This window comes from Nonomuraea sp. NPDC049129 (assembly GCF_040648495.1).
Taxonomy (GTDB): Bacteria; Actinomycetota; Actinomycetes; order Streptosporangiales; family Streptosporangiaceae; genus Nonomuraea.
Genome location: NZ_JBEZDU010000009.1, coordinates 340,575 through 354,304, shown reverse-complemented (window position 1 = coordinate 354,304; position 13,730 = coordinate 340,575). Strand labels below are relative to the sequence as shown.

The 13,730-nt window shown below is 70.6% G+C and carries 13 protein-coding genes and 1 tRNA gene; 11 read left to right on the top strand and 3 right to left on the bottom strand.

The features are described from left to right. Window positions 1-13 precede the first annotated feature (13 nt). The 4 genes from AB0B64_RS29345 to AB0B64_RS29330 are packed head-to-tail and all read left to right on the top strand — an operon-like array spanning window position 14 to window position 3,584. A complete protein-coding gene (locus tag AB0B64_RS29345; protein ID WP_357945345.1) occupies window positions 14-877 on the top strand; it encodes a MoxR family ATPase in 864 nt (287 codons plus the stop codon). Further along, window positions 870-1,940: a VWA domain-containing protein gene (locus AB0B64_RS29340; RefSeq protein WP_358181117.1), complete on the top strand. Its 1,071-nt coding sequence runs from the start codon at window positions 870-872 to the stop codon at window positions 1,938-1,940. The genes AB0B64_RS29345 and AB0B64_RS29340 overlap by 8 nt, the downstream gene beginning before the upstream one ends. Beyond that, a complete protein-coding gene (locus tag AB0B64_RS29335; RefSeq protein WP_357945351.1) occupies window positions 1,933-3,024 on the top strand; it encodes an XdhC/CoxI family protein in 1,092 nt (363 codons plus the stop codon). The genes AB0B64_RS29340 and AB0B64_RS29335 overlap by 8 nt, the downstream gene beginning before the upstream one ends. After that, window positions 3,021-3,584 (top strand): nucleotidyltransferase family protein, encoded by a 564-nt coding sequence (locus AB0B64_RS29330; RefSeq protein WP_357945353.1) that lies wholly within the window; start codon window positions 3,021-3,023, stop codon window positions 3,582-3,584. Before AB0B64_RS29335 ends, AB0B64_RS29330 begins: the two co-directional genes overlap by 4 nt. Before the next feature lie 144 nt (window positions 3,585-3,728). Here AB0B64_RS29330 and AB0B64_RS29325 read toward each other — a convergent pair whose 3' ends face one another. Continuing rightward, window positions 3,729-4,616 (bottom strand): endonuclease/exonuclease/phosphatase family protein, encoded by an 888-nt coding sequence (locus AB0B64_RS29325; protein ID WP_357945356.1) that lies wholly within the window; start codon window positions 4,614-4,616, stop codon window positions 3,729-3,731. Between the two features lie 92 nt (window positions 4,617-4,708). Here AB0B64_RS29325 and AB0B64_RS29320 point away from each other — a divergent pair, with 92 nt between their 5' ends. The 4 genes from AB0B64_RS29320 (at window position 4,709) to AB0B64_RS29305 (ending at window position 8,386) form a co-directional block, all read left to right on the top strand. Beyond that, window positions 4,709-5,749, top strand: a complete 1,041-nt coding sequence (locus tag AB0B64_RS29320) for an LLM class F420-dependent oxidoreductase (protein WP_358181114.1) — start codon at window positions 4,709-4,711, stop codon at window positions 5,747-5,749. Between the two features lie 53 nt (window positions 5,750-5,802). After that, window positions 5,803-5,879: transfer RNA gene (locus tag AB0B64_RS29315), tRNA-Met, on the top strand. 416 nt (window positions 5,880-6,295) lie between these two features. Beyond that, window positions 6,296-6,601, top strand: a complete 306-nt coding sequence (locus AB0B64_RS29310) for a hypothetical protein (RefSeq protein ID WP_225291804.1) — start codon at window positions 6,296-6,298, stop codon at window positions 6,599-6,601. Window positions 6,602-6,748: 147 nt separating this feature from the next. Beyond that, window positions 6,749-8,386 (top strand): protein kinase, encoded by a 1,638-nt coding sequence (locus tag AB0B64_RS29305; protein ID WP_358181111.1) that lies wholly within the window; start codon window positions 6,749-6,751, stop codon window positions 8,384-8,386. 208 nt (window positions 8,387-8,594) lie between these two features. On the opposite strand, the gene AB0B64_RS29300 is transcribed toward AB0B64_RS29305, so the two are convergent. Further along, a complete protein-coding gene (locus AB0B64_RS29300) occupies window positions 8,595-10,484 on the bottom strand; it encodes a glycoside hydrolase family 9 protein (RefSeq protein ID WP_358181108.1) in 1,890 nt (629 codons plus the stop codon). Window positions 10,485-10,574: 90 nt separating this feature from the next. Between AB0B64_RS29300 and AB0B64_RS29295 the strand changes: the two genes are divergently transcribed. The 3 genes from AB0B64_RS29295 to nusB are packed head-to-tail and all read left to right on the top strand — an operon-like array spanning window position 10,575 to window position 12,621. Further along, a complete protein-coding gene (locus tag AB0B64_RS29295; RefSeq protein ID WP_358181105.1) occupies window positions 10,575-11,624 on the top strand; it encodes a Xaa-Pro peptidase family protein in 1,050 nt (349 codons plus the stop codon). 24 nt (window positions 11,625-11,648) lie between these two features. Next, window positions 11,649-12,209 (top strand): elongation factor P, encoded by a 561-nt coding sequence (efp, locus tag AB0B64_RS29290; RefSeq protein WP_358181102.1) that lies wholly within the window; start codon window positions 11,649-11,651, stop codon window positions 12,207-12,209. A gap of 1 nt (window position 12,210) precedes the next feature. Further along, window positions 12,211-12,621: a transcription antitermination factor NusB gene (gene nusB / locus AB0B64_RS29285; protein WP_225291799.1), complete on the top strand. Its 411-nt coding sequence runs from the start codon at window positions 12,211-12,213 to the stop codon at window positions 12,619-12,621. A 327-nt stretch (window positions 12,622-12,948) separates the two neighbouring features. On the opposite strand, the gene AB0B64_RS29280 is transcribed toward nusB, so the two are convergent. Further along, a complete protein-coding gene (locus tag AB0B64_RS29280) occupies window positions 12,949-13,629 on the bottom strand; it encodes a hypothetical protein (protein WP_357945369.1) in 681 nt (226 codons plus the stop codon). Between the last annotated feature and the right edge of the window lie 101 nt (window positions 13,630-13,730).

The following is a 13,730-nucleotide window of genomic DNA, read 5'->3' as shown; positions in this document are numbered from 1 at the left end:
GACAATCACGGCAATGGACATCCAGTCTCCGGACAACCTCATCGAGCTGCTCGACCGGCACGCCTACCTGGCCGACGAGGGCCTGGCCACGGCCGCGTTCCTGGCGCTCAGGATGGGCCGGCCGCTCTTCCTCGAAGGGGAGGCGGGGGTGGGCAAGACCGAGCTGGCCAAGACCCTGGCCGCGCTGCTGGAGGCGCCGCTGATCCGGCTGCAGTGCTACGAGGGGCTCGACGCCGCCCAGGCGCTGTACGACTGGGACTTCGCCCGCCAGCTGCTCCACCTCAAAGCCGCCGAGGCCGCCGGGATCACCGACGTGGGCCGCCTCGAAGGCGAGATCTACGATCGCCGGTTCCTGATCGCCAGGCCGCTGCTCAAGGCCGTCGAGACGCAGCCCAGCGTGCTGCTCGTGGACGAGATCGACCGGGCCGACGACGAGTTCGAGGCGTTCCTGCTGGAAGTGCTGTCGGACTTCACCATCTCCATCCCCGAGCTGGGCACGGTCAGCGCCAAGACACCGCCGGTCGTGGTCGTCACCTCCAACAGGACCCGTGAGGTGCACGACGCGCTCAAGCGCCGCTGTCTCTACCACTGGCTGGAGCACCCGGACTTCGACAGGGAGGTGGCGATCCTGCTGCGCCGCCTGCCCGAGTGCACCGAGACGCTGGCCGCACAGGTGGCCCAGGCGGCGGCGCGGCTGCGGCAGGCCGGGCTGGTCAAGCCGCCGGGCGTCGCCGAGACTCTCGACTGGACCGAGGCGCTGCTCACGCTGGGCGCCAAGGAGCTCGACCCCGGCCGCGCGGCGGCCACGCTGGGCGCCGCGCTGAAATACCGCGAGGACGTCGAGAACGTCCTGGGCAACGGGCTCCTCCATGCGTGAGCTGGCCGCCACCATGACGGGCTTCGCCAGGACGCTGCGCGCCGCGGGCGTCGCCGCCGACCACGAGCGCACCCGCAACCTGCTGCTGGCCCTCGACCGCCTCGACGTGGCCGCTCCGGCCGACGTCTACTGGGCCGGCCGCTTCACGCTCTGCGCCACACCCGACGACCTGCCCAGGTACGACCGCTGCTTCGCCGCCTACTTCGGCGGCCGGACCGCCAAGGTCAGCCGTACCAGCACCACGACCGTCACCCGCCACACCGCCGCCACCGAGCAAGAGGAGCAGGAGGGCGAGGCCGAGGCCGTGCCCGGCACCGCCAGCCGTACCGAGATCCTGCGCAACCGGGACGTGGCCCGGCTGACCGAGGCCGAACGGGCGGAGGTGCACCGGATGCTGTCCATGCTGCGCGGCCGGCGCGCGCAGCGGCGCTCGCGGCGGTTCGAGGCCGCGCACCGGGGCGTTCTGGACCAGCGGCGGACGATCCGGGACGCGCTCAGGAAGGGCGAGGTCGCGCGGTTGCGCCGCCGGCGGCACACCACCAGGCCGCGCCGCGTCGTGCTGCTCGTGGACGTCAGCGGCTCCATGGCTCCCTACGCCGAGACGCTGCTGCGCTTCGCGCACGCCCTGGTCAGGAGCGAGCCGCGGGCCACCAGGGTCTACTCCATCGGCACCAGGCTCACCCCGATCACCGCCGAGCTGCGCCACCGCGACCCCGGCACGGCGCTGAACGAGGTGTCCAAGGCCGTGCCCGACTGGAGTGGCGGGACCAGGCTGGGCGAGGAGCTGAGGGAATACCTCACCCGCGCCAGCGCGAGAGGGGCGATCGCGGTGATCGCCTCGGACGGCTGGGAACGGGGCGACCCGGAACTCCTCGGCACACAGATGGCCCGGCTGGCCAGGCAGGCGCACCGGGTCATCTGGGTCAACCCGCACAAGGGGTACGCGGACTACCAGCCGCTGACCGGCGGCATGCGGGCCGCTCTGCCGTACCTGGACGATCTGGTGGCCGGGCACAGCCTGGCCGCCTTCGAAGAACTCAGTGAGAGGCTCGCCCATGCGTGACGTGCTGCCGGAGATCATGCGCTGGTGGAGATCGGGGCACAAGTTCGGGCTCGCCACAGTGGTGAGCACGTTCAGCAGCGCGCCCCGCGCGCCGGGCGCGGCCATGGCGGTGCGCGGCGACGAAGTGGTCGGCAGCGTGTCCGGCGGGTGCGTCGAGGGCGCGGTGTTCGAGCTGGCCACCGAGATCGACACGCCCATCCTGCAGAGGTACGGCGTGAGCGACGACGACGCGTTCGCCGTCGGGCTGACCTGCGGCGGCATCATCGACATCCTCGTCGAACCCATCTCGGCCGAGACCTTTCCCCAGCTGGGCGACATCGCGGCGTCCGTGAACGCGCACGAGCCCGTGGCGGTCGCCACGATCGTCTCCGGCCCCGGGCGGATGGGCGCCCGGCGCGTCATCTGGCCGGACCGCTCCTCGGGCACGCTCGGCCTGGACCGGCTCGACGAGGCCGTCGACGATGACGCCCGCGGCATGCTGGCCCAGGGCGCGACGGGCATCAGGCACTACGGCGGGCAGGGCGAGCGGCGGCTGGACGACCTGGCGGTGTTCGTGCAGTCGTTCGCGCCGCCGCCGCGGATGCTGGTGTTCGGGGCGATCGACTTCGCCGCGGCGGTGGCGCGGGTGGGCAAGTTCCTGGGCTATCACGTGACCGTCTGCGACGCGCGGCCCGTCTTCGCCACCCCCAAGCGCTTCCCGGACGCGGACGAGGTGGTGGTCAAGTGGCCGCACGACTACCTGGCCTCGGTACAGGTGGACGAGCGCACAGTCATCTGCGTGCTCACCCATGACCCCAAGTTCGACGTGCCGCTGCTGGAGGTGGCGCTGCGTACCGGCGCGGGCTACGTCGGCGCCATGGGCTCGCGCCGCACCCACGACGACCGGCTGGCCCGGCTGCGCGAGGCGGGCCTGACCGAGGACGAGCTGGCCCGGCTGAGGTCGCCCATCGGCCTCGACCTGGGCGCCCGGACCCCCGAGGAGACGGCGGTGTCGATCGCCGCCGAGCTGATCCAGCTGCGCTGGGGCGGTTCGGGGCGGCCGCTGACCCACACCGAGGGGCGCATCCACCAGGAGACGCCATGAAAGGCTCCCGGGTGGCCGGGCTGCTGCTCGCCGCCGGGCAGGGCGCCCGGTTGGGCACGCCGAAGGCGCTGGTCGAGTACGAGGGCGAACGGCTCGTGGACCGGGGCGTGCGGCTGCTGGAGGACGGCGGCTGCCATCCGGTGGTGGTCGTGCTCGGGGCGGCGACCGTACAGGTGCGCCGGGCGGTGACCGTCCGCAACCCGGACTGGGCGACGGGCATGGGCTCGTCCCTGAGGGTGGGGCTGGCCGCGCTGCCCGAGGAGGCCGAGTCGGTGGTCATCGCGCTGGTGGATCAGCCGTTCATCGGGCCCGCGGCGGTACGCGCCCTGGTGGACGCCGGTGCCGAGGTGGCCGTGGCGACCTACGGCGGCCGGCGCCGCAACCCCGTGCTGATCGCCCGCCGCCACTTCGCCGCCGTCGCCGCACTGGCCGTGGGGGATGTGGGGGCGAGACCGTTTCTGAAGGCGCATCCCGAGCTGGTCACGGAGGTGCCGTGCGACGGGCTGGGCGACCCGGCCGACATCGACACCCCTGAGGACCTGTCGCTGCTGGAGACCTGACCGCGAACGTTCGCCGGGCATCCGTTCTTCCTCTCCCCCGAAGGGGGTACCCCGCTAAAAGGACCCCAGCCACGACGGGACCGTCACAGGGATCGAGACGGTCGTGTGGACGGACCACCCGGGGACGGTCACCGCACTTGCGCGCTAGAGGCGCAGTGACGCGATCGCGGCGCGGTGGTCGCTGCCCGTCGCCGGGGCCACCCCCGCCTTGGTCGCCGTCATCCCCTTGAACAGGATGTGGTCCGGCCTGGTGATCGGGAACTCCGACGGCCAGGTGAAGCCGAAGCCGTCGCCCGCCGTGAGCTGCGCGTCCGTCAGCGGCGGAGTGAGTCCCTGCATGCCCCGGTCGGTGGTGGCGGTGTTGAGGTCGCCGAGCAGCAGGATCCGCTTGCTCGGGTCGGCGTCGATGAGCTTGCGGGCGTGGGCCAGGGACTCATCGCGCGAGGCGGTGTGGCCGGGGCGGGCGGAGGCCAGGTGCATGACGTACACGGTGACCTTGCCCTTGGGCGTGGCCACCACGGCCCGCAGCGCGCGCGGCCAGCCCATGCCGACGTCGAGCGGCTTGGTCTCGGTGATCGGGTAGCGGCTCCACAGGCCGACCGTGCTCACCGGATAGTGGTACTTGAACATCTTGTTGAGCTGCTTGGCGGCCGGGCCGCCGCTGGTCAGCTCCTGGGCCGCCAGCAGGTCGAGGTCTTCGGCGATGCGACGCACCGCCTCGCCCGAGGCGCTGTTGGTGACGCCCACGTTGACCGTGCCGACCGCCAGGTCGCTCTGGCCACCGGGCGGGGTGCGCATCAGCGTGGAGCCGAACATGGACGCCCACACCACGCCGGGCACGAGCGCCGCGGCCGTGGCCAGCTTGGAGCGTGCCACGACGGCCGCCACGAGCAGCATCGGCACGATCAGTCCGAACCAGGGCAGCAGGCTCTCCATCACCGGGGTGAACCCGCCGAGCACCGGGATCAGCTGATGCCCCGCCAGTCCCACGGCGAGCACGGCGGACACGGCGATGACGACGCGCTTCAGCATTCGACCCAGGCTAGCCGCTCGCTGCCGGTGACGCGGCGCGCTAACCTGTTGCCGTCGCAACGGAACAACATTCGGTTCATCGGGAGCCCGGCATGCGCATCGGTATGGCACTGAACTACTCGGGCGGCTTCAAGGAGTCGGTCGCCGAGTTGGCCGACTACGAGAAGGCGGGTCTCGACATCGTCTTCGTCGCCGAGGCCTACAGCTTCGACGCCGTCAGCCAGATGGGCTACATCGCCGCCAAGACCGAGCGGCTGGAGATCGCCTCCGGGATCCTGCCGATCTACTCGCGCACCCCGGCGCTGCTGGCGATGACCGCCGCGGGCCTGGACTACGTCTCCGACGGGCGCTTCACGCTGGGTCTCGGCGCCTCGGGGCCGCAGGTGATCGAGGGCTTCCACGGCGTGCCGTACACCGCGCCGCTGGCCCGTACGAGGGAGATCATCGAGATCTGCCGCCAGGTGTGGCGGCGCGAGCGGCTGGAGTACGAGGGCAAGCACTACACGCTGCCGCTGCCGCCCGGCCAGGGGACCGGGCTCGGCAAGCCGCTGAAGATCATCAACCATCCGGTACGCCCCCGCATCCCCATCGTGATCGCGGCCATCGGCCCCAAGAACGTCGAGCTGGCCGCCGAGCTCGCCGAGGGCTGGGAGCCGATCTTCTACGTACCCGAGAAGGCCGCCGACGTGTGGGGCCCGTCGCTGGCCGCCGGGCGGGCCAAGCGGCAGGACGAGCTGGGCGAGCTGGACGTGATCGCGCAGGCGTCGCTGGCGATCGGCGACGACGTGGCGGGGCTGCTGGAGTTCGGGCGGCCGATGGCGGCGCTGTACATCGGCGGCATGGGCGCCAAGGGCCGCAACTTCTACAACGACCTCGCGCGGCGCTACGGCTACGAGAAGGAGGCCGAGGCGATCCAGGAGCTGTACCTCGACGGGAAGAAGGAGGAGGCGGCGGCGCTGGTGCCGCATGAGTTGCTGGAGAGCATGTCGCTCATCGGGAGCGACGGGTTCGTCCGGGACCGGGTGGCGGCGATGAAGGAGTCCGGCGTGACGACGCTCAACATCGCGCCGTTCGGGGCGACGCACGAGGACCGGGTGAAGCTGATCGAGCGGATCAAGGAAATCGCCTCCTGATTTCCGCCGGGCGACCGAAGCACTCCCCGGATCCGATAGTCTTTCTCTTGCGACGCGGGGTGGAGCAGTTCGGTAGCTCGCTGGGCTCATAACCCAGAGGTCGTAGGTTCAAATCCTGCCCCCGCTACCAAGACGAAAGGGCCCTTCAGGATAATCCTGGAGGGCCTTTTCGCGCGTCCAGCCACAATGGGCCTCGCTTCGCTCGGGCTGTGCTTCTGGGGGCGCCGTGCCGGCGCGCAAAGGGCTTCGCCTGGTGCGCTTACCCAGAAGTCGAGGTTCGTGTTCGGCCCAGGCCACAATGCGTCCAGCTCTTCTCCAGGAGGGCGGACGTTCTTCATGTCGGGCTGGCTTCGGATGCGTTGGTCGTCGGCGCGTCACCGAATCCGGGCATACAGAAGTTCGCGTGGTGAGTGCGGGTTGCGAAAGACTGCCCAGGACGGTAAGCGGTCTCCTGGGCGAATCGATGCGCATCGCACCGGCTGAGGCGGCATGCTGGTTCGGGTGCCCCAGGGCGCCAATCCCTCCATGCCGGAAGGTGCACTAGTCATGACAGGCAGCCCTCAGCGGGGCGCTTTCCTCAAAGAGCACATGAACGCCGTGCTGGCGATGGTCACCGTCGCTCTGGAAGCACGGGAGAGCGGCGACACCAGCGACCCCATCGGCCTGCAGGTGATCGGCCGGGTCATTAACGAGGTTCCGCGGGAGGTCGCCGCGATGGCCTCCCTGCATCTCATCCTCCTGCTCGTACGGCACCTCGCGCGGGTGCAGGGACGACCCGTGGACGAGGTGTGGCAAGAACTCGCGCTGATCTACGCCGAGGACTGGCCCGAGGATGATGCGCCCCGGGCGTGACGCGCTCGTCCGTCATTAGACGTCTGGGTACCCCAGCGGGTTGACAGTGGCGGCGTCCTGCCCTGATCGCTCCTTGTGGGGCGGCAGAGGCCCGAGGGGGCCTAGGGTGGGTCGAAATTGCCGTTTCTGTAGTTATTGGCGGAAATAATGTCCGACGCGACGCCGTCTTTGGTCGCCGGCCGGTATCGGCTTGATGAGCTCATCGGCAGCGGGCCGACAGGCGAGGTGTGGCGCGGCTACGACCAGCGCGCCGACTGGACCGTGGCCGTGAAGGTGCTGGACGCCGGGGCGGCCACGCCCGAGGTGCTCCGGCAGCATGCCCAGGCCGTGGCCCGGGTGATCCATCCGAACGTGGCCATGGTGCTCGACGTGGGTGACCACGAGGGGGCGCCGTTCCTGGTGATGGAGTTCCTCACCGGGGAGAGCATCGGCGAGGAGGTGGCCGGGCAGGGACCGCTGCCCATCACCGAGGTCTGCGACCTCATCGGGCAGGCGGCCGCGGGACTGGAGGCGGCGCACCGGGCCGGGGTGGTGCACGGCCAGATCGGGCCCGACAGCTTCCGGCGGGCCGGGAGCGGGGTGCTCAAGGTCGTGGGGTTCGGGCTGGCCGACCAGGTGTCCTCGGATGACGGCGTACTGTATCGGGCGCCCGAGGTGATCGACGGACGCGGCGGGGAGGCCGCCGCGGACCTGTACGCGCTCGGGTGCGTCTGTTACGAGGCGCTGTGCGGCCGCCCGCCGTTCGAAGGCTCGCCGGACGAGGTCGGTGAGCGGCACCTGCACGCCGAGCCCGAGCCGCCGAGCCGCCACCGGGCGGAGGTGCCGGGCGAGCTGGACCGGCTGGTGCTGGCCATGCTCGCCAAGGATCCCGCCGCACGCCCGGCCGGCGGTGAGACGGTACGCCGAGCGCTGGCCGCCATCGCCCGCCCACCCCGCACCCAGCCCGCCCCGGCCACGGGACCCCACCCCGGTCAAGCCACGTCCCCCATGGCGCCCCAGGGCGGAGCATCCCAGGGTGCTCAGGCGGGCCCGAACCAGGGCGGTGCGCCTCAGCCCGGTCAGGCCACATCCCACCCGGGCGGCGTTCCGCAGACCGGCCAGATCTTCGCCCAGCCGGGCGCGGGTGGGCCTGCGGGGCGTGGGGTGGATGCGGCCCGGGCGGGTGCCGGTGACACTCGCGCCATGCCCGCCGGGGTGTTTCACGACGGCGGCGGCCCGCGTAAGGGGGATACGGCGATCTATGACGCGCCGCCACCTCCGCCGTCGTCCAAGCGCCGCCTGTTCGTGCAGCTGGGCGCGGCCTTGGCCGTGATCGCGGTCGTCACCGTGGGCCTGGTCCTGTGGGCGGGCTCGCGCGGCAGACCCGAGGCCGGGCCGACGCCCTCGGCGACGCCCATCGTCACCACGTCGGCCCCGGAGCCGACGCCGACGGAGACCCCCGAGCCGTCCACGTCCATCGCGCCCCTCCCGACCGACGCGGGCCCTACCCCGAAACCCAAGGGCACGCTGGCCAACAGCGTTCCGCCCGGAGGGTGGGTGAAGTGGCTGGGTGAATTCGACGCGTCCTTGACGGCTCAGGAGACCATCGGCGACATCGAGCCCCGCGCCGCCAGGAAGGCCCACGAGAAGATCAGGAAGGCCGGCCGGAAGTTCCTGGAGAACCACGACGACTCGGCACTCGACCAGGTCACGGGCATCATGCGCGACCTGCGCAAGGGCCAGGAGAAGGGCGACGTACCCACCTCCGGACCCCTCAACGACTTCCTCGACAACTGGAAGCCCTGACCCCGACGCCCGGTCCGAGGATCCCTCGGACCGGGCGCCCCGGGATCGCCCGAATGCTCGGTAGCTCCCCTGAAGGGGCGTCTCTCCGAAGGGACGCCTGCCGCGACGGACCGTGGATCCGTGACGGCCCGTGGTGGCTGAGGCCTTTGGGAGGGATCACCCTTCGGGGGCGGAAGAAGACAGGCGGTCGTGTGACGAACCACCGCCCTCAGCGCGACATCAGCGAGAGCGCGTAGACGCCGATGGCCGCGAAGTCGTCCGCCGGTTCCGACGCCTGCCAGGACCGCACGTCGTCCACGAACCGGCTGCCCCGCCCGGTGAACGGCGCGTAGCGGTCCACGCCGTCCGACGGGCAGGGCACCATCCCTTCCAGGTGGCCACCCAGCCCGTCGTGGAACAGTGACGCGTCGTTCGGCCCGTTCACCACGGCCCCCGTGGCGGGCTTCCGGGTGATGTCGGAGATCTGGTAGTGCGGGCACCGGATCGCGTTCTCGCCCGCCCCGGCGACGAACGAAACGCCCCAGGCGTTGGCGCCGAACACCCAGCCGCGCTGCCGCGTCCCGAAGGCGTCGTAGGCCCGGTCCCCGCTCACCGACGCGTACAGTCGCGACGTCGCCGCCAGCCCGAACGCGTGCGGCACCGCGTCGAACTCGGCGTACGCGGCCCCCGCCCGGAACGGATCCTTGGCCGCCCGCGCGGAACCGATCTCCAGCTGGGCCCGCAGATCGTCAACCAGCTGCTGCTCGGAGACCGCCAGCCCGTCGGAGATCTTCTGCTGACCCCCCGAGCCGACCAGCGCCGGCTGCCCGTCCGGGCCCATCACCTGGTCGGCCTGCACCGGGCTGGACGCGTCCGCCTGCCGGATCGCCTTGACCAGGTCGGTGTGGGCGAGCGCGCTCACGTCGTACAGGTTGAGGGTGTCGTCCCCGGCCTCGTGCTCCAGGTACTGGCCGGCCCAGCGCGCGGCCTGCTCCAGCCAGCCCACGGCCCGGTCGTCGCCGAGCCGCAGCGCCGCCAGCGCCAGCTCGGCGCCGCCCAGCTCCATGTCGTCGCGCCAGGCGCTCTCCGGGTAGAAGGCGTGCGGCAGCGACGTGACGAGCTGCCCCACCTTCTCCGTCTTGGCCATCGCGTAGACCGCCGCCGCCTTGCCCAGCAGTGCCGTCGCCCGCTCCCGGGAGGGTTCCAGCTGCGCGGCCAGCGCGAAGGCCGCCGCGGTACGGCCGGCCAGGTTCGGGCTGATCGGCTTGCCGGGGGCGGCCGCGCGGAAGACCGGCCGGTGGCGCAGGTAGCGGTGCTTGGAGGAGTCGTCGGACTCGGGCAGCCGCCAGACGTCGTGGTCTCCGACGTAGGTGGCCGCCTTGTCGCCCGCGCCGATGCCGACCTGGATGTAGAGGGTCTTGGAAGCGCCGTCCCACATTTTGTCCAGATATTTCAGGCCATGGGTGGCTTCGCGATTGAGACTCTGGTCGGGTCCGCCGTCCCGGACCGAGGCCCAGAGCAGTGTGTCGACATAAGCCAGGATGTGGGTGAACTTGAGATAGTCGCCCGCGTCGAACCAGCCACCCTCGACGTTCACCGGCCCGCCGATTTTCCGCAGCCCGCCCTTGATCTCGTCGGTGTCCGGCCCGGTGAACACGGGCCAGTCGTAGACCGAGGCGGCTTTGTCGTTGGCATGCCTGCGGCCGCCGTCGCGCTGCCCCTCGAAGAAGGTGAGGATCTTCGAGGTGGGCGAGGCCGGGGCGATCCGGAAGGCGGGGGAGGTGATCGTGCCGGACTTGATCCGGTAGCGGCCCGGGTCCTTCAGCGACGTGAGGTCCAGGCCGTACACGTGCCCGTACGTGCCGTTCCAGGAGCCCAGGTCGCGGCCCGCCGTACCCTTGAGCACCTCGCGCCCGTCGTCGCGGACGACGCTGAAGCGGGCGCCCGCGGACCGCGCGCGGGTCATCAGGAAGGCGTGCTTGGACTCCGCGGGGGCGAAGCCCACTTGATCGACCCGGATGTGACCGGGCGACGGCGGCGCGGCGGCGGCCGGGACACTCCCCATGGTCAGAACGGTCAAGGCGACAGCTAAGGCGTACCGCATCATGGGGCGCTCCATGGAATTATGAGAACAGCGTTCGGCACGGTATTCGCGTGTGACAGGGGAGGTCAATAGTGGCGCGAGGGTTAATACACGTACATTGACGAAATGACCGTCAATTATCCGGAACGCCGGGCGCGGGTCGCGGAAATGCTGCCCGCGCGCGAGGTCGACGCGATCCTCGTCACCTCGGGCGTCAACGTGCGCTACCTCACCGGGCTGGAGAGCTCGAACGCCGCGGTGCTCGTCAAGGCCGACGGCTCCGCGCTGCTGGTGACCGACAACCGCTACATCGAGAAGACGCGCGGGCTGGACGTGGCGGCCGTCGAGGCGTCCGACGTGGCGGCCCGGCTGGCCGCGCCCGGCATCGGGATCGAGGCGGCCAGCATGAGCGTGGCGACGTTCAACCGGCTGAGCAGCCTGCTGGAGAGCGGGCCCGTGCCGCTGGAGCCGGTCGTGGAGGTGCTGCGGGCGGTCAAGGACGACGACGAGCTCGAACTCCTCCGTACGGCCTGCGCGATCAGCGACCAGGCACTCGCCGACGTGATGGGCAACATCGGCCCCGGCGTCACCGAGCGCGACGTCGCCCGGCTGCTCGAGGCCCGGATGATCGAACTGGGCGCCGACGGTCCGGCCTTCGCCACCATCGTCGCGGCGGGCGAGAACGGCGCCATCCCGCACCACGCGCCCACCGGCAGGGAGCTGCGCACGGGCGACCTGGTCACCGTCGACTTCGGCGCCTGCTACCAGGGCTACCACGCCGACATGACGCGTACGGTCGCCCTGGGCGGCCCGGCCGCCTGGCAGCGGGAGATCTACGACCTGGTCGCCGAGGCGCAGCGCGCGGGCAGCCGGGCGCTGGCGCCGGGCGCGACGGCCAAGGAAGTGGACGCGGCCGCCCGCTCGGTCATCGAGGCGGCGGGTCACGGCGGCCACTTCAGACACGGCCTCGGTCACGGCGTCGGGCTGGAGATCCACGAGGACCCGTTCCTGGGCCCGTTGAGGACCGGTAGACTTGAGGATCGAGTTCCTGTCACCGTCGAGCCGGGGATCTATCTCCCGGGCCGGGGCGGTGTTCGCATCGAGGACACCCTTGTGACACGCACGGGCGGGCCGGAACTCCTCACGAAGACGACCAAGGAGCTGCTCGTCCTTTGAGCGGCCACACGCGGGAGAATACGAGTGGCGACGACCAACGACCTCAAGAACGGCATGGTGTTGAAGCTCGACGGCGGTGAGCTGTGGGCCGTTGTGGAGTTCCAGCACGTCAAGCCGGGCAAGGGCGGCGCGTTCGTCCGCACCAAACTCAAGAACGTGCTCTCGGGCAAGGTCGTCGACAAGACCTTCAACGCCGGCGTGAAGGTCGACGTGGCCAACGTCGACAAGCGCGAGATGCAATATTCCTACAAGGACGGCGACGACTTCGTCTTCATGGACACCGAGACCTACGACATGGTCAACGTGCCCTCCGCCACGGTCGGCACCGCCGCCAACTACATGCTCGAGAACACCCTGGCCACGATCGCCTTCAACGAGGGCTCCGCGCTCTACATCGACCTGCCCGCGGCGGTCGAGCTGATCATCTCCAACACCGAGCCCGGCCTGCAGGGCGACCGCTCCACCGGCGGCACCAAGCCCGCCACCCTGGAGACCGGCGCCGAGGTCAAGGTTCCGCTCTTCATCACCACCGGCGAGAAGATCAAGGTCGACACCCGCAGCGGCGAATACCTCGGCCGGGCCTGAGGTGTCGGCGCGAGGCAAAGCACGCAGGCGTGCGCTCGACATCCTCTTCGAGTCCGAACTGCGCGGCGAGGATCCACTGCGGATCCTCGCCGAGCGGGTCGAACGGCAGGAGCCCCCGGTCAACGAATACACCTCGACCATCGTCGAGGGCGTGGCCCGTCACCAGGCCCGCATCGACGAGCTGATCACCACCTACTCCGAGGGCTGGACCCTCGACCGCATGCCCGCCGTCGATCGCAACCTGCTGCGGGGCGGCACCTATGAGCTCCTGTGGATGCCCGGCGTCCCCGAGGGCGTGGTCATCAGCGAGTGGGTGCACCTGGCGGGCGAGCTGTCGACGGATGAGTCGCCCCAGTTCGTGAACGGGCTGCTGGCCCGCTTCAAGCAGCTGAAGCCAAGTATCACTCTTTAGACAGCCTCTTCGGATGCATCGGGTTCTACCTCCGGCGGATACCGGCCCCACCGAGTAGAAGAAGTTCCTACTTCTGATCCGAAGTCCGTCCATATTCGCGAGGTACGTTCCACATACGCGGCCTGCACGGCTTGCGCTAGGCGAGGGACGTGTATGCCGCACGGTCAACCGTTCGACGCCCGCCGGGCGCATGGTTGACCGTGCGGCTCGGCCAGGAGCCCACCCGCCCCGGTCCCGTCCCGAGCCAGGAAGACAGCGCCGGCCATGGGCGCCGACGCCCCACAAAAGGCCCCGCCGGACCATCCCAGCCGGCGGGGCACCAGTGTCCTACCAGGTCCAGTCGGAGTGCGCCTCGGCCCGCCACGTCTTGGGGAAATACTGCTGGATGGCGAAGGCCATGCCGATGCCCCGGGCGATGAACTGGTCGCGCTCCAGCTTCCTGGTGATCGGCTTGCCGGGCGCGCCCTGGTTGTCCCACCAGGACTCCCACTGCTTGACGCAGGTCTTCCGGCCGTACTTCGCGTTGGAGCAGGGCGCGGGCGGCGACCAGATCTGCGTGTGGCCGAAGTCGACCACCTTGCCCGAGGACTCCTCGGTGATGGTGCCCCAGGCCTTGAGGCAGTACGCCTGGCCGGGGATGTCCCACTTCACGTAGTGCTGCCGGCCGCTGGTGGCCAGCGTGCGCAGGTCGTCGCACTTGGCGTCGCCGATCTGCTCCTTGGTGACCCGCACGCGGTAGTAGGTGCCGTTGTCGCGCCAGCCGTCGAGCATGACCCAGTCGCCGTCGTGGACGAACTTCTCCGCGTAGTTCGGCGGCCACTTGGCGGGATCGCCCCAGCTGATCTCCGACGTGGTGTCCGACAGCGGCTTCCAGGCCCACTGCCCGGCGGCCTTGCCGTCGGCCCAGAACTGGCCGGCGCTGCGGGACATCATGCGCGAGTACGCGCCGTAGACCTCGCCCGCCGTCTCCGCCTGAGCCGGTACGGACGGCAGGAGCCCCAGGGCCACCACTGCCAGCGCAATATACCGAAAAGTCCTCATACGTCCCTCTGTGCATAGATCGTCGGCGGCAAGTCCATCGCAGCAGGTGGCACCCGTGGGCGCGCTTC

Coding starts and splice junctions, on each gene's coding strand:
- AB0B64_RS29345 (WP_357945345.1), top strand. CDS start 14: ATGGACATCCAGTCTCCGGACAACCTCATCGAGCTGCTCGACCGGCAC.
- AB0B64_RS29295 (WP_358181105.1), top strand. CDS start 10,575: ATGACCGTCAATTATCCGGAACGCCGGGCGCGGGTCGCGGAAATGCTG.
- AB0B64_RS29325 (WP_357945356.1), bottom strand. CDS start 4,616: ATGCTGAAGCGCGTCGTCATCGCCGTGTCCGCCGTGCTCGCCGTGGGA.
- AB0B64_RS29310 (WP_225291804.1), top strand. CDS start 6,296: ATGACAGGCAGCCCTCAGCGGGGCGCTTTCCTCAAAGAGCACATGAAC.
- AB0B64_RS29320 (WP_358181114.1), top strand. CDS start 4,709: ATGCGCATCGGTATGGCACTGAACTACTCGGGCGGCTTCAAGGAGTCG.
- AB0B64_RS29305 (WP_358181111.1), top strand. CDS start 6,749: ATGTCCGACGCGACGCCGTCTTTGGTCGCCGGCCGGTATCGGCTTGAT.
- AB0B64_RS29330 (WP_357945353.1), top strand. CDS start 3,021: ATGAAAGGCTCCCGGGTGGCCGGGCTGCTGCTCGCCGCCGGGCAGGGC.
- AB0B64_RS29335 (WP_357945351.1), top strand. CDS start 1,933: ATGCGTGACGTGCTGCCGGAGATCATGCGCTGGTGGAGATCGGGGCAC.
- AB0B64_RS29340 (WP_358181117.1), top strand. CDS start 870: ATGCGTGAGCTGGCCGCCACCATGACGGGCTTCGCCAGGACGCTGCGC.
- AB0B64_RS29300 (WP_358181108.1), bottom strand. CDS start 10,484: ATGGAGCGCCCCATGATGCGGTACGCCTTAGCTGTCGCCTTGACCGTT.